This is a genomic window from Pseudarthrobacter sp. NPDC058119 (genome assembly GCF_042884655.1).
Lineage (GTDB): Bacteria > Actinomycetota > Actinomycetes > Actinomycetales > Micrococcaceae > Arthrobacter.
This window is the reverse complement of sequence record NZ_JBHVTN010000001.1, coordinates 458,131-475,015: the sequence shown is the minus strand read 5'-3', so window position 1 is coordinate 475,015 and position 16,885 is coordinate 458,131. Positions and strand designations below refer to the sequence as shown.

At 68.7% G+C, this 16,885-nt stretch carries 16 protein-coding genes; 12 read left to right on the top strand and 4 right to left on the bottom strand.

Translation table 11 applies throughout. From position 1 onward, the window contains the following. Positions 1-42: 42 nt before the first annotated feature. Complete coding sequence (locus ACFVTD_RS02145) at positions 43-1,455, bottom strand: 6-phospho-beta-glucosidase (protein WP_387557403.1); 1,413 nt, start codon at positions 1,453-1,455, stop codon at positions 43-45. A gap of 90 nt (positions 1,456-1,545) precedes the next feature. On the opposite strand from ACFVTD_RS02145, the gene ACFVTD_RS02140 reads away from it, so the two are divergent. From ACFVTD_RS02140 to tsaD, 6 genes are read left to right on the top strand one after another with little or no spacing between them, the layout of a single operon-like run. Then, positions 1,546-2,637 (top strand): carbohydrate kinase family protein, encoded by a 1,092-nt coding sequence (locus ACFVTD_RS02140; protein WP_387557400.1) that lies wholly within the window; start codon positions 1,546-1,548, stop codon positions 2,635-2,637. Positions 2,638-2,693: 56 nt separating this feature from the next. After that, complete coding sequence (gene alr, locus ACFVTD_RS02135; RefSeq protein WP_387557396.1) at positions 2,694-3,935, top strand: alanine racemase; 1,242 nt, start codon at positions 2,694-2,696, stop codon at positions 3,933-3,935. Next, positions 3,932-4,519 (top strand): tRNA (adenosine(37)-N6)-threonylcarbamoyltransferase complex ATPase subunit type 1 TsaE, encoded by a 588-nt coding sequence (gene tsaE, locus ACFVTD_RS02130; RefSeq protein ID WP_387557393.1) that lies wholly within the window; start codon positions 3,932-3,934, stop codon positions 4,517-4,519. The genes alr and tsaE overlap by 4 nt, the downstream gene beginning before the upstream one ends. Then, positions 4,513-5,184 carry a tRNA (adenosine(37)-N6)-threonylcarbamoyltransferase complex dimerization subunit type 1 TsaB gene (tsaB, locus tag ACFVTD_RS02125; protein ID WP_387557390.1) on the top strand — a complete coding sequence of 224 codons (672 nt, stop codon included), beginning with the start codon at positions 4,513-4,515 and terminating at the stop codon, positions 5,182-5,184. The genes tsaE and tsaB overlap by 7 nt, the downstream gene beginning before the upstream one ends. A gap of 44 nt (positions 5,185-5,228) precedes the next feature. Beyond that, on the top strand, positions 5,229-5,699 hold the full coding sequence (rimI, locus tag ACFVTD_RS02120) for a ribosomal protein S18-alanine N-acetyltransferase (RefSeq protein ID WP_387558943.1): 471 nt from the start codon (positions 5,229-5,231) through the stop codon (positions 5,697-5,699). After that, positions 5,696-6,787, top strand: a complete 1,092-nt coding sequence (gene tsaD / locus ACFVTD_RS02115; protein WP_387557387.1) for a tRNA (adenosine(37)-N6)-threonylcarbamoyltransferase complex transferase subunit TsaD — start codon at positions 5,696-5,698, stop codon at positions 6,785-6,787. The genes rimI and tsaD overlap by 4 nt, the downstream gene beginning before the upstream one ends. Before the next feature lie 90 nt (positions 6,788-6,877). Here tsaD and ACFVTD_RS02110 read toward each other — a convergent pair whose 3' ends face one another. Continuing rightward, on the bottom strand, positions 6,878-8,029 hold the full coding sequence (locus ACFVTD_RS02110; RefSeq protein ID WP_387557384.1) for a glutamate--cysteine ligase: 1,152 nt from the start codon (positions 8,027-8,029) through the stop codon (positions 6,878-6,880). 374 nt (positions 8,030-8,403) lie between these two features. Here ACFVTD_RS02110 and ACFVTD_RS02105 point away from each other — a divergent pair, with 374 nt between their 5' ends. Both ACFVTD_RS02105 and ACFVTD_RS02100 read left to right on the top strand, forming a co-directional pair. Continuing rightward, on the top strand, positions 8,404-9,852 hold the full coding sequence (locus ACFVTD_RS02105) for a glycoside hydrolase family 3 N-terminal domain-containing protein (protein ID WP_387558940.1): 1,449 nt from the start codon (positions 8,404-8,406) through the stop codon (positions 9,850-9,852). 29 nt (positions 9,853-9,881) lie between these two features. Further along, positions 9,882-10,700 (top strand): shikimate 5-dehydrogenase, encoded by an 819-nt coding sequence (locus tag ACFVTD_RS02100; RefSeq protein WP_387557381.1) that lies wholly within the window; start codon positions 9,882-9,884, stop codon positions 10,698-10,700. Positions 10,701-10,706: 6 nt separating this feature from the next. On the opposite strand, the gene ACFVTD_RS02095 is transcribed toward ACFVTD_RS02100, so the two are convergent. Continuing rightward, a complete protein-coding gene (locus ACFVTD_RS02095) occupies positions 10,707-11,945 on the bottom strand; it encodes a methyltransferase domain-containing protein (protein WP_387557378.1) in 1,239 nt (412 codons plus the stop codon). A 54-nt stretch (positions 11,946-11,999) separates the two neighbouring features. Between ACFVTD_RS02095 and ACFVTD_RS02090 the strand changes: the two genes are divergently transcribed. The 3 genes from ACFVTD_RS02090 (at position 12,000) to groL (ending at position 14,634) form a co-directional block, all read left to right on the top strand. Further along, complete coding sequence (locus ACFVTD_RS02090; protein WP_387557375.1) at positions 12,000-12,380, top strand: hypothetical protein; 381 nt, start codon at positions 12,000-12,002, stop codon at positions 12,378-12,380. Positions 12,381-12,652: 272 nt separating this feature from the next. Further along, positions 12,653-12,946: a co-chaperone GroES gene (groES, locus tag ACFVTD_RS02085; protein WP_003805290.1), complete on the top strand. Its 294-nt coding sequence runs from the start codon at positions 12,653-12,655 to the stop codon at positions 12,944-12,946. A 77-nt stretch (positions 12,947-13,023) separates the two neighbouring features. Further along, positions 13,024-14,634 (top strand): chaperonin GroEL, encoded by a 1,611-nt coding sequence (gene groL, locus ACFVTD_RS02080; RefSeq protein ID WP_387557372.1) that lies wholly within the window; start codon positions 13,024-13,026, stop codon positions 14,632-14,634. A 64-nt stretch (positions 14,635-14,698) separates the two neighbouring features. Here groL and ACFVTD_RS02075 read toward each other — a convergent pair whose 3' ends face one another. Next, positions 14,699-15,301 (bottom strand): dihydrofolate reductase family protein, encoded by a 603-nt coding sequence (locus ACFVTD_RS02075; RefSeq protein ID WP_387557369.1) that lies wholly within the window; start codon positions 15,299-15,301, stop codon positions 14,699-14,701. 57 nt (positions 15,302-15,358) lie between these two features. Between ACFVTD_RS02075 and ACFVTD_RS02070 the strand changes: the two genes are divergently transcribed. Beyond that, positions 15,359-16,882, top strand: coding sequence for an ATP-dependent DNA ligase (locus tag ACFVTD_RS02070; protein WP_387557366.1), 1,524 nt, complete (start codon positions 15,359-15,361; stop codon positions 16,880-16,882). Positions 16,883-16,885: the final 3 nt, after the last annotated feature.

Below are 16,885 nucleotides of genomic sequence, written 5' to 3'. Positions count from 1 at the left end.
GAGCCGGCTCAGTGCGCATCCGATAAAACATTACTCCTTCCCCTAACGCCCACCGCCCTCCCACATCTTCCCCAGCTCAGGAAACGCCTGCTCGTAGCCGGCCATGAGCTTCACGGCCAGGTCTGGCGAATCGATGAGCGGGTGCCGGGCAAAGGCTTCGACGGCGGCCTCCCGGTTGCCGGTGCCCGCGGCCAGGACAACGAGCCGTTCCACCTCCTTGACCCGCCGGAGCAGGCCCAGCTGCGGACCCGCGGGTGCCTGTTGGGGCAGCGGGACGGCGCCGGCCGGGGTGACGGTGCAAGGGACCTCGACGACGGCGTCCGCCGGCAATCCGGGAATGGCAGCTTGGGGCGGCGCCGGGGCAGCGCCGGCGGGCCCGGGTGCCGGGGTTGCCGGCAACGCGTTCACGGTGTTGAGGACCAGCTGGGTGTCGGCGCATCCCGCCAACGCCTGCATGGCCGCCAGCGCCACCCGTTCGTAGCCGCCGCCGGCCAGGTCCTCCTCGTTCCGGGGTTCACCGTCGTGCCGGGCCTCGGCCAGGTACCCTTCTTCGCGGGAGCGCCGCGCCGCCTCCCACAGCCGGTATGCGTCCGGGCCGGCGGCGGCCAGCTGCGGGTACAGCTCCTGCTGCTGGCTGTGGATGGTCTGTCCCCGGGTGCGTGCCATGGCCTGCATTGCCTGCCGGGCGGCCCCGCCCTGGTAGTAGTAATACAGGTATTCGTTGGGGAGCAGGCCAAGGCCGGCAAGGAACCGCTGCGGGAACAACCGGCCTTCCTCGAAGGACTGCAGCGCCGCGGCGTCCGCGAGCAGGCCCGGCAGCCTATCCCTTCCGCCGGACTCCAGCCGGTACAGCCAGCCCAGGTGGTTCAGCCCGTAGTAGCCCACGCCGTCGAGCCGTCCGGCCGGCAAGGGCACACCGGCAGCACGCGCCGCCCGCTGCACCAGCCCTCCCGCGGAGTCGCAGATCCCGATCACCCGGTTCCCCAGGGCAGGGCGCAGCGCCTCGGTGACTATTCCGGCCGGATTGGTGAAGTTGACCAGCCATGCGTCGGGGCAGTGCTCCCGCATCAGCGTGGCAAGGCCCACCATGTGCGGGATGGTCCGCAAGGCGTAGGAGATACCGCCGGCGCCGGTGGTCTCCTGGCCCAGCAGCCCGAGGTCCTGCGCCACCGTCTCATCCGCCACGCGGCCTGCCGTGCCGCCGGGCCGGATTGCGGCGAACACCATGGCGGTCCCGGACAGGCCAGCGGAAAGATCCGTGGTGGCCTGTACCGGAAGGGATGCGCCCCGGCCGGCGGGCATACTGCGCAGCACGGCGGCAACGGCCTCAAGGCGTGTAGGGTCGACGTCGTGCAGCACCAACTCGGTGACCAGCCCGGAGAAGGGCCCGGACACCAGCGCCCGGTAGATGAGCGGCACCCGGAAACCCCCGCCGCCGGCAATCAGAAGCCGCATGCATGCAGTCTAGGACGAACCTCCGACACGCTGTCCAGACCGTTCCCTATGCCCCTACCGGAGCCCTGCCACGCGGCGTATCCTGCGCTCATGGAAGCGATGCCAGCCCGCCCCTTCGATCCGCTGGCCGCTGTCCGCTCGCCGGTGGAACCTGGATTCGACCTCCTGCTTGCCGGGACCGTCTTCCAGGACATCATCTTCACCGGCCTCCCGCACGGGCCCGAACCCGGCACGGAGATCTGGAGCGACGGCATGGGCAGCTGCCCCGGCGGGGTGGCCAACCAGGCCATCGCCGCCGCCCGGTTGGGGCTGCGCACCGGTCTGGCGGCGGCTTTCGGGGATGACGGCTACGGTGACTTCAACTGGAAGATCCTCTCCAGCCAGGAACACGTGGACCTCAGCCTCTCCCGCCGCGTCCCGGGTTGGCACTCGCCGGTCACCGTGTCCCTGTGCGTTGACCAGGACCGCTCCATGGTTACCCACGGCCACTCGGCACCGGTGACCAACTCCGAGCTGATCGGCAGTCCGCCCCAGGCGCTCGCCGGCATTGCGGAGGTCGGCATGGAAATCGAACCGTGGGCCCGGGCGGCCCACGGCGCGGGAGTCCGCCTGTTCGGGGACGTTGGATGGGATCCCAGCGGGGAATGGGCGCCCGTGCGGCTGGAAAACCTGCAGTACTTCTACGCCTTCCTGCCCAACCAGCGCGAGGCGATGGCGTTCACCGGCAAAGACAATCCGTGGAGTGCCCTGTATGCACTCGCGGACCGCGTGCCGGTGGCGGTGGTGACCCTGGGCGCGCAGGGGGCCATGGCCGTGGACTCGGAAACGGGGGAAGAGGAGTGGGTCCCGTCGCTCCCGGTCAAGGCGCACGATCCCACCGGAGCCGGTGACTGCTTCGACGCGGCGTTCATAGTTGGCACCCTGGCCGGCTGGCCGCTGGGGGACAGGCTGCGGTTCGCCAACCTGTGCGCCTCCCTGGCCGTGCAGGAGGTTGGCGGATCGCTGGCCGCCCCCGGCTGGGGGGACATCGCCGACTGGTGGAAGCGCGCCAACGCCCGTCCGGAACGGCAGATGAGCCAGTGGCTCAGGCGCTTCGGATTCCTCGCGGACATCATCGAGGACGTGCCCTTGGCGGCACAGCGCCGGGCGGCAGCGACCATCGCGCATCTCTCCGACGCCTGAGGGCCGGCGGACGCCCCGATTATTCGGCCTGAAGTGCCCGCACTAGAATCAGTTAGGTGAGCTACCCCGCAACAACCGGTGAATTCAGCGCTGCCTCCGGGCCGGACCCCCGCCACGAGCGGTCCGCCGTGATCGACCTGGAGGCGATCCGGCACAACGTCCGCCGGCTGGCCGCCGCCGCTTCCCCCGCGAAAGTCATGGCCGTGGTCAAGGCCGACGCATACGGACACGGCGCTGTCCCCGTGGCCCGTGCGGCGCTTCAGGCGGGCGCGTCCTGGCTGGGCGTGGCGCACATTTCCGAAGCCCTTTCGCTGCGTGCGGCCGGCATCGAGGCGCCCCTCCTCGCCTGGCTGCATACCGCGGACAGCAACTTTGGCGCCGCCGTAGCTGCCGGCGTCGACATTGGCTGCTCCGGGTGGGAGCTGGAACGCATTGTTGCTGCGGCCCGTGAGCAGGAACGCCCCGCCCGGATCCACCTCAAGGTCGATACGGGGCTTGGCCGCAACGGCGCAACCCCCGAGGCCTGGGACCGCCTGGTGGGGGAGGCCGTGGAGTACCAGGACCAGGGGCTGCTGCGCGTGGTGGGCATCTTCTCCCACCTGGCCGTGGCTGATGAGCCGGAGCGGCCCGAGACGGATGAGCAGGTGGCCGCATTCCGGGAGGCCCTTGCCATTGCCGAGGACGCGGGCGTGGATCCCGAGGTCCGGCACCTGGCCAACACGCCGGCTACCCTTTCGCGGCCGGATACCCATTTCGATATGGTCCGCGTGGGCCTGGGCATTTACGGGCTTTCCCCGTTCGAAGGCCAGACCTCCGCCGAGCTCGGCCTCCGCCCCGCCATGACCCTGCGGACACTGGTGTCCCAGTGTAAGGAGGTACCCGCGGGGCAGGGCGTCTCCTACGGCCTGCACTACCGCACCAGGGAAGCGAGCACGCTGGGACTGATTCCGCTTGGCTATGCCGACGGCGTCCCCCGCGTCGCCACCGGCGGCCCCGTCCGGGTGGCCGGGAAGACCTACCCCGTGGTGGGCCGGATCGCCATGGACCAGATGGTCATCGACCTCGGCCCGGAGGCATCCGGCCCGGCCCTGCAGGGCGCGGAAGCGGAGCTGTTCGGGAACGGCGCCGACGGCGGCGGGCCCACCGTTGACGAGTGGGCACACGCCGCCGGGACCATCAATTACGAGGTGGTGACCAGGATCAGTCCGCGCGTTCCCCGCCGCTTTATCAACGAACACGAACCTGTTGGCAGCGGCCCGGCCCTGGCGGGCGTCCCCGGCAAGGCAGGAGCGGCATGAGCACGACCGAAGAACTGCCCGCCAACTGGGAAAAGACCTACACGGCGACGACGGCGGAACAGACCCACGCGTTCGGCGCCCGTTTGGCAGGGGTGCTGCAGGCCGGGGACCTGCTGGTGCTGTCCGGCGAGCTGGGTGCCGGGAAAACCACCTTCACCCAGGGTCTCGGCGAAGGCCTGGGCGTCCGCCCGGGCATCATCTCGCCGACCTTCGTCCTGGTCCGCATCCACCCCAACCTGCCGGGCGGCCCCCGCCCGGGCGGCCCGGACCTGGTGCACGTGGACGCCTACCGGCTTGGGTCGGCGGCGGAAATCGATGACATCGACCTCGAAAACACCATGGATTCAGCAGTGACGGTGGTGGAGTGGGGACATGAGCGGGTGGAGCACCTGAGCGACAGCCGGCTGGAGATCGACCTGCACCGTGCCATCGGGCTCGGGACTACCCCGGTGGCCACCCCGGGAAACCTGGACTTCGACGCCGAAGACACCGACGAGCCCCGGACCATCGTCATGCGTGGGTACGGTCCACGCTGGGCGGAGTTTCCCGAACTGGCCGGACCCGACGAGGGAGCGGCATGCTGATCCTGGCTATTGACACCTCCGCCGTGGCCAGCGCAGCGCTGGTTAGCGATGACGCCCCCGAGAGCGTGCTGGCGAGCTTTGCCACTGAGGACACCCGCAGCCACGCTGAGGTGCTCGCCCCCGGAATCGACGCCATGCTGTCCGAAGCGGGCGTGACCGGACAGGATGTGGACGCCCTGGTGGTGGGGGTTGGTCCCGGTCCGTTCACCGGACTCCGCTCCGGCATCGCCACAGCCCGCACCCTGGCCTTCGTATGGGGCAAACCCCTGCACGGCCTGGTGAGCCTGGACGCAATGGCCCTCGAAGTCGCCGAGTCCACCGCCGCCGTCGCCGGGTTCCTGGTGGTGACTGACGCACGCCGCAAAGAGGTCTACTGGGCCCGGTACAGCCTGGATGACGGCCAGCTGCCCGTGCTGGAGGACGGTCCCCACGTCGGTTTTGCGTCCGACCTCCCTGACCTGCCTGCGTTCGGCGCCGGCGCGGGACTCTACGCCGACGTGCTCCAGGCCCACCCGGATTTCGCTGCGGAGCAGCCCGATGCCCTGTACCTTGGCCAGTTCGCCCTGGCCCGGCTGGCGTCGGGACACACCCTGCTGGACTCCACCCCCCTCTACCTGCGCGAATCCGACGCCCAGGTCCCCGGACCACGGAAGCGGGCATTGTGAGCAGCACCCCGGACCCACGCACGGCAGACGTCACCGTCCGCGACATGACGCTGGACGATGTGCCCGCCGTGGGCGTACTGGAACACAAGCTCTTCCCCATTGACGCGTGGCCCGTCCAGATGTTTCTGGACGAGCTCTCCCAGCCGGAGACCCGCCGCTACCTGGTGGCGGAGACCAGCGACGGCATCGTGGGCTACGCCGGCGTGATGTGCATCGAGCCCATCGCTGACGTCCAGACCATCGCCGTCGTCCCGGAGCATGAGGGGCGGGGCATCGGCAGCACGCTGCTCACACAGCTGATCGACGAGGCCCGGCGCCGCGGCGCGGCCGACGTCCTGCTCGAGGTCCGGGCCGACAACCCGCGGGCACAACAGCTCTATGTGCGGTTTGGATTCGAACAGATCCATGTCCGGCCCCGCTATTACCGCGACGGCGTGGACGCCCTCATCATGCGGCTCCAACTGCCCGCGGCACACCCTGACCGATACGAAGCAACGGAAGGAGGCCAGGCATGAACCGCTCGCAGCCCCTGGTGCTGGGCATTGAATCATCCTGCGACGAAACCGGTGTGGGCATCGTGCGCGGCACCACGCTCCTGACCAACACGGTCTCGTCCTCCATGGACGAGCACGTCCGCTTCGGCGGGGTCATCCCCGAAATCGCCTCCCGCGCCCACCTTGATGCCTTCGTCCCCACCCTCGAACAGGCCCTGGCCGACGCCGGCGTGGCCTTGGAAGACGTGGATGCCATCGCCGTCACCTCCGGGCCTGGGCTCGCCGGCGCCCTGATGGTGGGTGTGTGCGCTGCCAAGGCGCTCGCCGTGGCCACCGGTAAGCCCCTGTTCGCCATCAACCACCTCGTGGCGCATGTGGGCGTCGGTCTCCTGGACGACCGCGCCACCGGCCGCAGGCAGGAGCTGCCGGAGAACCTGGGCGCCCTGCTGGTCTCCGGCGGGCACACCGAAATCCTGCGGATCAACAGCATCACCAGCGACGTGGAGCTCCTGGGCTCCACCATCGACGACGCCGCGGGCGAGGCCTATGACAAGGTGGCCCGCATCCTGGGGCTGGGCTACCCCGGCGGACCTGCCATCGACAAGATGGCCCGCACCGGCAACGCCAAAGCCATCCGCTTCCCCCGCGGCCTGACCCAGCCCAAGTACATGGGCACAGCCGATGAGCCCGGCCCGCACCGGTACGACTGGTCGTTCAGCGGCCTGAAGACGGCCGTGGCCCGGTGCGTGGAGCAGTTCGAAGCCCGCGGCGAAGAGATCCCCGTGGCCGACATTGCAGCGGCGTTCCAGGAAGCCGTAGTGGACGTGATTTCCTCGAAGGCGGTCCTGGCCTGCCGGGAGCACGGCATCAAGGACGTCCTGCTGGGCGGCGGAGTGGCGGCAAACTCCCGGCTGCGTGAACTGACCGGGCAGCGCTGCGCCTCTGCCGGCATCCGCCTGCACGTTCCGCCGCTGGACCTGTGCACGGACAACGGCGCCATGGTGGCCGCCCTCGGCGCGCAGCTGGTGATGGCCGGCGCCGAACCCAGCGGCATCGGCTTCGCCCCGGACTCCTCGATGCCCGTCACCTCGGTCTCACTCCCGGCCTGACACCCGGCAAACCCTCCGGATGCTCCATCAGATATGGCTCCTAAACCGTCGGTTTAGGAGCCATATTTGATAGAGCAAGTGGGGGGCGGGTCAGGCGGTGGGGCCGTTGCGCATCTGCTTGACCAGGTCCAGCACCACGGCCTGCAGGTTCCCGCCGTTCTCCGCTGCCACGCGGCGCTGGCGTTGGTACCCGGCGCCGCGGCGGATGATTTTCTCGACGTCGGCCAGCTCGTCGGAGCAGCGCAGCTTGGCCGCGACCGGTTCAAGCCGGTTCAGGGTTTCCAGCAGGTGGTCGGTGACCAGCTGCTCCTTGCCCGCGGCATCCAGGATGATGATGGCGTCCAGGCCGTACCGGGCAGCGCGCCACTTGTTCTCCTGGACGTGCCACGGCGGCATGGTGGGGATGGTGCCCCCGTTGTCCAGGGTGGTGGAGAACTCGTCCACCAGGCACTGGGTGAGCGCCGCAATGGCCCCCACTTCCTCCAGGGTGGCCAGGCCGTCGCAGATGCGCATCTCGATTGTGCCGAGGGCGGGCACGGGCCGGATGTCCCACCGGATCTCCGAGATGGTGTCGATGACGCCTGTGGTGAACATGTCCTGCACGTAGGACTCGTACTCTTCCCAGGACTTGAACTGGAAGGGCAGCCCCGCGGTGGGGAGCTGCTGGAACATCAGGGCCCGCTGGGACGCGTAGCCGGTGTCCTCGCCGCCCCAGAACGGGCTGGACGCGGAGAGCGCCTGGAAGTGCGGGAAGTAGTTGACCAGGCCGTCCAGGACGGGGAGGGCTTTGTCCCGGCGGTCCAGCCCCACGTGGACGTGGACGCCGTAGATGACCATTTGCCGGCCCCACCACTGGGTCCGGTCGATGAGTTTGGCGTAGCGTTCCTTGTCCGTCACCGGCTGCAGCTGGGGCGGGCTGAACGGGTGGCTGCCCGCGCAGAACAGTTCCACGCCCATGGGATCTGTGATTTCACGGACGGCAGCGACGGACCTGCTGAGGTCCTCCTTGGCCTCGGCGGCCGTTTCGCAGATCCCGGTGACCAGTTCCACCGTGTTCAGCAGCAGTTCCTGCTTGATGTGCGGGTGTTCGTCGTCTTCGTTGAGCTCCGGGTGGCGGGAGGCCACGCCGCGGAGCACCTGGTTGGCCACGGAAGCGAGCTCGCCCGTCTTTCCGTCCACCAGGGCAAGCTCCCACTCAACACCGAGGGTTGACTGCCTCGATGACGCGAAGTCGATCTTCACACGTTTCCTTACTGTCCGGTTTGCCGCTGGCTGAAGCCGCTCACAGGCTGCTGCCGGCAGGGGAACGGGTGGTTCAAGTCTAGTGCAGGGGTAGCATCGTACTGATGGCACCGTTCCCCCTGCGTCATAGTCCTGCCAAAACCTTCCCCCTCCTCCTGGCCCTGTCCGCACTGGCGCTGGCCTCCTGTTCTCCTTCCCCCAGCGCGGCACCAACGTCGTCCTCCGCGCCGCCCACCGGGGCGTCGCCGTCCGCGTCGGCAAGTACGACGCCGGCGCCTCCTTTGGCGTCCCCGTCACCTGATCCGGGTTCCCGGCCTTTGGGGTGGGGCCCGGAGCAGCGCGACCAGGACGCTGCGGCGGCAGCCGTCGCGGCCATGTCGCCGGAACAGAAAGCCGGGCAGGTCCTGCTCCCGTTCTTCAAGGGCAACCAGGTGGAGGCCCAGGCGGCGCTCATCCAGCGCCTGCACCTGGCAGGGTCCATCATCATGGGCGACAACGTGCCGCGCGACCCGCAGGGCCAGGTGGACGTGCCCGCCATGGGCGCCGTCAACCAGCGGCTGCAGCAGGCTGTTGCAGCGGACGGCCGGCGCTGGCCGGGGATCATGGGTGTGGACCAGGAAGGCGGGGCGGTGGCACGCCTGGGGCAGCCCCTCACCGAGTGGCCCGCTCCCATGAGCTACGGGGCCGCCGGCAACCTGGACCTGACGCGCAAGGCCGGCAACGGCCTGGCAAGCGAGTTGGTGCCGCTGGGCTTTGACCTGGACTTCGCCCCCGACACGGATGTGACTGTCGGACCCACGGACCCGACCATCGGCGCCCGCTCCATGTCCGCAGACCCGGGTGCGGCAGCCGCCCACGGAACCGCCTTCTCCCAGGGAATGCTGGAGGCCGGCGTGCTCCCCACCGTCAAGCACTTTCCCGGGCACGGCTCGGTAACGGCGGATTCCCACCTCAGCCTCCCCGTCCAGCCGGCCGGCCTCGACGTGCTGCGGGGCCGGGACTGGAAACCCTTCGAGGCCGCTGTCGCCGCAGGACTCCCCATTGTCATGACCGGACACATTGCCGTGCCCGCGCTGGAACCCGGCGTCCCGGCGTCGCTCTCTGCCCCCAGCTACTCGGCGCTCAGGGGTTTGGGCTTCAAGGGAGTGGCCGTGACGGATGCCCTCAACATGGGCGCCGTCGAGAACCAGTATCCAGCCGGCGCTGCTGCAGTGAAGGCACTGGCTGCCGGTGCCGACCTGCTGCTGATGCCTGCGGACGTGGAGCAGGCGCACGCCGCCATCGTCCAAGCCTTGGGTGCCGGCACGCTTCCCGCCGCACGCCTGGATGAGGCAGCGCAACGCGTGGCCACCATGATGGTCTGGCATGCCCGCACCGCCCCGCCTGCCGGAACCGCGGGCGCGGGTGCCCCGGCCGGAAGCGGAGCAACGCTGTCGGCCCAGGTCTCGGCGTCGGCTGTTACGGTGGTCTCCGGTCCCTGCAGCGGACCGCTGGTGCCCGGTTCCGTGCGGGTGGCCGGCGGGGGACCGGGGGACCGGGAGCGCTTTGAAGCCGCCGCCGCACGTGCCGGGCTTGCCGTGGGATCAGGGCCGCTGGTCAACCTCATCGGATTCGGCGGAAAACCGGCCGGCGGGGACATCGCCGTTTCCCTCGACGCTCCCTGGCCGCTCCAGGGGTCCACGGCTCCGGTGAAACTGGCGCTGTACGGCCGTACCGATGCCGCCTTCGACGCCGTGGCCGCCGTGCTGGCAGGGAAAGCGACGGCGCCGGGGAAACTGCCCGCCGCCGTCGGATCCTTCCCGGCCGGAACCGGCTGCCCGTAACCAAGGCCGAACGCGGGTTTAATGGTCAGGTGCCCATTCTGAATAAAGACATGACCCTCTGCATCTCGCTCTCGGCCCGTCCCAGCAACAACGGGACCCGGTTCCACAACCACCTCTACGGGCAGCTGGACCTGAACTGGATCTACAAGGCCTTCGCGCCCACCAATCTCGAACAGGCCATCGCCGGTGTCCGCGGCCTGGGCATCCGTGGCTGTGCCATTTCCATGCCGTACAAGGAGGACGTCATCGCACTCGTGGACGAGCTGGACCCCTCCGCCAAGGCCATCGACTCCGTGAACACCATCGTGAACACGGACGGGCACCTCAAGGCGTACAACACCGACTACACCGCGATCGAACAACTCCTCGCCACCAATGCGGTCCCCACGGACTATTCGGTGCTGGTGCAGGGCGCCGGCGGCATGGCCAAGGCCACTGTTGCAGCCCTCCGGAACGCCGGCTTCCAGGACGTCACGGTGATCGCCCGCAACGAGGCCGCCGGGCGCGCGCTGGCGGACCAGTACGGTTTCCAGTGGCGTGCAGCGCTCGACGGCGGGACGGCTGACCTGATCATCAACGTCACCCCGCTGGGAATGGCCGGCGGGACGGACGCGGACACCGTCGCTTTCCCGGCGGAGGCCATCGACGCGGCCCGCCTGGTATTCGACGTGGTGGCACTGCCCGCCGAGACGCCGCTGGTCCGCGCTGCCCGTGCGGCCGGAAAACCAGTCATCACGGGGGCCGAGGTAGCCACTATCCAGGCGCTGGAGCAGTTTGTCCTGTACACGGGCGTGAGGCCCACCCCGGACCAGGTACGGGCCGCCGAGGAGTTCATGCGCGCCCAGTAGGGACGGCTAGGCTGGCTCCACCACGATGGCCACCCGGTCCTCGCCGATGCGCGTCAGGACCAGGGTGGCCGTCCTGCCGCCTTTCTTCGCATTCTTTCCACCGGGCAGCAGCTGCTTCCGCAGCTCTTCGGGGGTGACCGCCGTACCGCGCTTCTTGATGTCCAGCACGGTAATGCCCTCCTGCTTCACCCAGGCCTTGAGCGCCTTGACGTTGTAGGGCATGACCTGCAGGACCTTGTAGGCCCTGGCGAACGGGGTGGCCAGCAGTTCCGGGGCGCAGATGTAGGCAATGTGCTCATCCACCAGGTGGCCGCCGAGCTGCAGCGCCACGTCCGCCACCAGCCCGGCCCGGATCACGGCCCCGTCAGGTTCGTACAGGTAACCCTCCACTGGGCCCACCGGCGCTGACGGGCCTGCGCCGAAGTCCTCGGCGCTGGTCAGCTCGGCAGGTGGCTGCGGCCCCAGGACCAGCGCGGCGCGGCGGACTCCGGGCCGGCGCACGGCGTTGAACCACAGGGTCACCTCCGTGACGTCGCCGGCCACCGATACCCACTGCGCCTCGCAGCCCGCGGGCACGGATTCGTGCGGCATGCCCGGGCCCATCTTCACGCCCACTGCCTTGCCCTGGGCAGCCAGTGATTCCACGAAGGACAACGGCGGGGAGAAGGCCTCGGGGTCCCAGATCCGCTTGGTGCCGGAGGTGGAGGTGACCCGCCGGGCCGGGTCCAGCCAGACGCCGTCCACCCCGTCCAGCGGAACCGATTCGGCATCCGCGTGCACCACCGTGGCGTTGGGGAAGGGAATGAGGTTCACGGTGGCGCAGGCCGCGGTGGTTTCGTCCATTTCGACGGCGGTGACGTTGATATCGAGGGAGGCCAGCGCCAGGGAATCGGCGCCCAGCCCGCAGCCCAGGTCCGCCACGTGGCTAATCCCGGCGGCGGCGAACCGCTGGGCGTGGTGGGCGGCCACGTTCAGGCGCGTGGCTTGCTCCAGGCCTGCCTGCGTGAAGAGCATTTGGCGGGCGAATTCGCCGAATTTGGACTCCGCCTTGGTGCGGAGCCGTGATTGCGTCAGGACGGCGGAGACGAGCCCTGCAGGGTGCCCCGCCTTCCGGAGCGCTGTATTGAGCTCGAACGAGTCCTCGTCCCGGTAGGGGCCCAGCGATGCCAGCAACTCCCAGCCCTCGGGGGTCAGCAGTGGTGCGATCTGGTCCTGTGCCATCTGGTCCTGGGGATCGTGAGCCATGGGTTCCAGCCTAGTGGAGGAGCGGGCAGGCGCGATGCGGATACTGTTGAATCCATGGATGAGAGCGCAGCCCCCCGCGAGCCCGATAACCACGAATCAAGGAACCGCGGCCCGGCCAGGTTTGCCCGTCCCGTCCTGATTGCCGCCGCCGTGGTGGGCGTGGTCTGCATCGCGCTGCTGGTGATCATCTTCCTGCTGGACACGTTCAATGCCACCGTCTATTCCGTGGGCGGCAATGACATCGGAGACAACAGCCAGGAGTCGAGGGACATCCGCGGGCTGTATGACGGCGCGCGGGCCGGAAGCATCTTCTTCCTCGTTGCTGCACTGCTCGCCGCAGCAGTGTCCGGCTGGGTGCTGTACCGGGGACGGAACCAGGGTGACGGCGATACGGACGGCGGCGAGGACGTGGACTTCGAGGACCTGGGCCGCTGACGGCCCGGGCCCATGGGGAACGGGACGCCGGCCCTCCCTGCTGCCCGCCGTCGTCGGACGCTAAAAGGGTGTACGCCCATGACGAAACGTTGGCACTCACCTTGACCGAGTGCTAACCCTTGCCTAGAGTCTTCATTAGCACTCTCCCTAGGAGGGTGCTAACACATGAAGAGCTGCCAGCCAGGCTGCTGCCGGCACCGCGACGACGGTTTGCCAGCTACGGCGGAAAGCTTTCCAGTCCACGAATTTGCTGACGAAAAGGAGAGGTCCGAGTGTCGGTCTCTATTAAGCCTCTTGAGGATCGTATTGTTGTCCGCCCGCTCGAAGCCGAGCAGACCACGGCTTCCGGCCTGGTCATCCCGGACTCCGCACAGGAGAAGCCGCAGGAAGGCGAAGTTGTTGCAGTAGGCCCCGGCCGCTTCGAAGATGGCAACCGCGTTCCCGTTGACGTAGCCGTTGGCGACGTCGTCATCTACTCCAAGTACGGCGGAACCGAAGTCAAGACCGGCGGCACCGAGTACCTCGTACTGTCCGCCCGCGACGTCCTGGCTATCGTCGTCAAGTAACTCTTCGGATCCCCGTGCTGCCGGCCATGCTTATGCTGGCCGGCAGTGCGGGGTTCTGTCTTTGAAAGGACAAAACCATGGCAAAGCAGCTTGCGTTTGACGACGCTGCCCGCCGGTCCCTCGAGGCCGGTATCGATAAGCTCGCGAACACCGTCAAGGTGACGCTCGGCCCGCGCGGCCGCAACGTCGTCCTGGACAAGAAGTGGGGCGCCCCCACCATCACGAACGACGGCGTCACCATCGCCCGCGAGGTGGAGCTGGACGATCCCTACGAAAACCTTGGCGCACAGCTGGCCAAGGAAGTAGCCACCAAGACCAACGATGTTGCCGGCGACGGCACCACCACCGCCACAGTCCTGGCCCAGGCGCTGGTCAAGGAAGGCCTGCGCAACGTTGCAGCCGGCGCTGCCCCCGGCCAGATCAAGCGCGGCATCGAGGTTGCGGTTGAGGCCGTGGCTGCCCGCCTGCTGGAGAACGCCCGCCCGGTCGAAGGCACCCAGGTGGCAAGCGTTGCCGCCATCTCCGCCCAGAGCGAAGAAATCGGTGAGCTCCTCGCCGAGGCCTTCGGCAAGGTGGGCAAGGATGGCGTCATCACCATCGAAGAGTCCTCCACCACCCAGACCGAACTGGTCCTCACCGAGGGCATGCAGTTCGACAAGGGCTACCTGTCCCCGTACTTCGTCACCGACGCGGAGCGCCAGGAAGCAGTCCTCGAAGACGCACTCATCCTGATCAACCAGGGCAAGATCTCCTCGATCCAGGAATTCCTGCCGCTGCTGGAAAAGGCACTGCAGAGCTCCAAGCCGCTGTTCATCATCGCCGAGGACGTCGAGGGCGAGGCCCTGTCCACGCTGATCGTCAACCGCATCCGTGGCACCCTGAACGTCGTGGCCGTCAAGGCTCCCGGCTTCGGCGACCGCCGCAAGGCGATGCTGCAGGACATCGCCACCCTCACCGGTGCGCAGGTTGTCTCCCCGGAACTGGGCCTGAGCCTGGACACCGTTGGCCTGGAGGTGCTGGGTACTGCCCGCCGCATCACCGTCACTAAGGACAACACCACCATCGTGGACGGCGCCGGTTCGGCCGAAGACGTGGCAGCACGCGTAGCCCAGCTGCGCGCCGAGCTGACCCGCACCGACTCCGACTGGGACCGTGAAAAGCTCCAGGAGCGGCTGGCCAAGCTGGCCGGCGGCATCGGCGTCATCAAGGTCGGCGCTGCCACCGAAGTTGAGCTGAAGGAAAAGAAGCACCGCATCGAGGACGCCGTGTCCTCCACCCGCGCTGCCCTCGAAGAAGGCATCGTGGCCGGTGGCGGTACCGCCCTCATCCACGCCCTCAAGGCACTGGACGAAGACGCTGCCGTGAAGGCCCTCGAAGGCGACGCCGCCGCAGCTGTGGGCATCGTCCGCCGCGCACTGGTGCAGCCGCTGCGCTGGATCGCCCAGAACGCCGGCTTCGACGGCTACGTTGTCACCTCCAAGGTTGCCGACCTTGCGACCAACAACGGGTTCAACGCCAAGTCCGGCGAGTACGAGGACCTGATCGCCGCGGGCGTCATCGACCCCGTCAAGGTCACCCGTGCAGCCCTCCGCAACGCGGCCTCCATCGCCGCCCTGGTTCTCACCACCGAGACCCTGGTCGTGGAGAAGCCTGCCGAAGAGGACGAGCACGCAGGCCACAGCCACTAGCGGCTCACCTGCAACAAGAGGCCGGTCCAGCACTGCTGGGCCGGTCTTTTGTGTTTCTGGACCGTTAGCCGGTCCCCATTTCTGCCGTTTCCACCCCGCCGGCAGGCTCATAGACCAGTGACACCGCACCCTTGGGGAAGCTTTGGGCCGGTTCCGCCAGCGTGAAGGTGGAGGGCACGGTTCCGGTGTCAAACAGGCGCTTGCCCTGGCCCAGGACCACGGGGTACAGCCAGAGGTGGAGCCGGTCCAGCACGTTGGCCGCCAAGAGGGACCGGATCAGGACGCCGCTGCCGAACATGTGGATCTGCCCGTGCCCGTCCCGGAGGCCGCCAGCCGACGCGGCGTCCGGCAGGACAGTGGTTCCGGCCCAGCCCGGGTCCGCCAGTGTGCTGGAGACAACGAACTTGGGCACGCGGTTCAGGGCGTCGGCGATGTCGCCGTACTGGCGGGGCCAGTAGGACGCGAAGATGTCGTAGGTCTTCCGGCCGAGGAGCAGGGCATCCATCCTGCTGATCTCGGCCGCTATCGAGGCACCGGCTTCGTCGTCGGACACCGGCGCCTGCCAGCCGCCGAAGGAGAAAGCCCCTTCGGGGTCTTCTTCACGGCCGCCGGGCGCCTGGTAGACGCCGTCGAGGGTGATGAACAGATTCGCCACGATGAGTCCCATGCGTCCAGTCTGCGAGTGCACCCATGCGCTGTCCAGAGCCCGTGGCAGGATGGTGCCATGCTGCTCCTCGAGCTCGTGGAAACCACTCAAACCGTCGCTTCGACCCGCTCCCGGCTGGCAAAGGTGGATGCCCTGGCGCACCTGCTGCGCCGGCTGGAACCCGCGGAGATCCCGACGGCGGTGGGCTTGCTCAGTGCCAAACCCCGGCAGGGCCGGGTGGGGGTGGGCTGGAGCGCGGTCGCGGCGGCCAAGGAAGAACCGGCAGCGGAGCCAAGCCTCACCGTGTCGGATTTCGATGCCGCGCTGGACCGGCTCCTGGCAACAGCGGGCAGCGGGTCGGGCGCGGAACGGGCCGCCATCCTCGGGACGCTCATGGCCGCCGCCACCGAACCGGAGCAGTCCTTCATCGCCGGCGTCCTGCTGGGGGAATTGCGCACCGGTGCCCTGGAAGGAGTGCTGACGGACGCCGTCGCCCGCGCTGCCGAGCGGCCCGTCGACGCGGTGAGGCGTGCTGCCATGCTTTCCGGGGACCTCGGCGGGACCGCCCTCCTGGCGCTCACCGGCACCCCGGCTGAGCTCGACGCCGTCGGCCTGGTGGTGGGCCGGCCGGTTCAGCCCATGCTCGCTGCCACCGCCGGCAGCGCGGGCGCAGCCCTGGAAGCCACGGGAGAGGCTTCGGTGGAATTCAAGCTCGACGGCGCCCGCATCCAGGTGCACCGGTCCGGCAGCGATGTGCGCATCTTTACCCGCAACCTTGCGGAGGTCACGCATCGCCTGCCCGAGGTGGTGGACCTGGTCCGTCGGCTGCCGGTGCAGGACGTGATCCTCGATGGCGAAACGCTCGCCCTGGACGAAGAGGGTGCCCCGCGGCCCTTCCAGGAAACCATGTCCCGCTTTGGCGCCGACGCGGTCCGGGAAACCCTGCTGCATCCCTGGTTCTTCGACGTGCTGCACATTGACGGACGCGACCTGCTGGACGAACCGCTGGCCACCCGCATCGATATCCTGGAACGGGTGGCCCCCGCACACCGGATCCCCGGGGAAGTGACCGCCGACCCGGCCGTCGCTGAACGCGTTTCGCAGGATGCCCTGGCCGCCGGCCACGAGGGCGTGGTGGTGAAGGCGATCGGCTCGGCCTATGCTGCCGGCCGGCGCGGATCCAATTGGGTGAAGGTGAAGCCGGTGCACACCTATGACCTGGTGGTGCTGGCCTGCGAATGGGGCTCGGGACGCCGCACAGGGATGCTGTCCAACCTGCACCTTGGGGCCCTGGATCCCGGCGGGGAGTTCGGCGAACCCGGCGGCTACGTGATGGTGGGCAAGACGTTCAAGGGCCTCACCGATGAGCTGCTGCGCTGGCAGACCGAACGGTTCCAGGAGCTTGAGGTGCGGCGCACCGCCGGCACCGTCTGGGTTGAGCCGGTGACCGTCGTCGAAATAGCCATCGACGGGGTGCAGCAGTCACCGCGCTACCCCGGCGGGATCGCCCTGAGGTTTGCCCGGGTCAAGCGCTACCGGGAGGACAAGGCCCCCGCTGAGGCAGACACCATCCAGACCCTGCGTGCCTTGCTGCGGCCGTAGCGA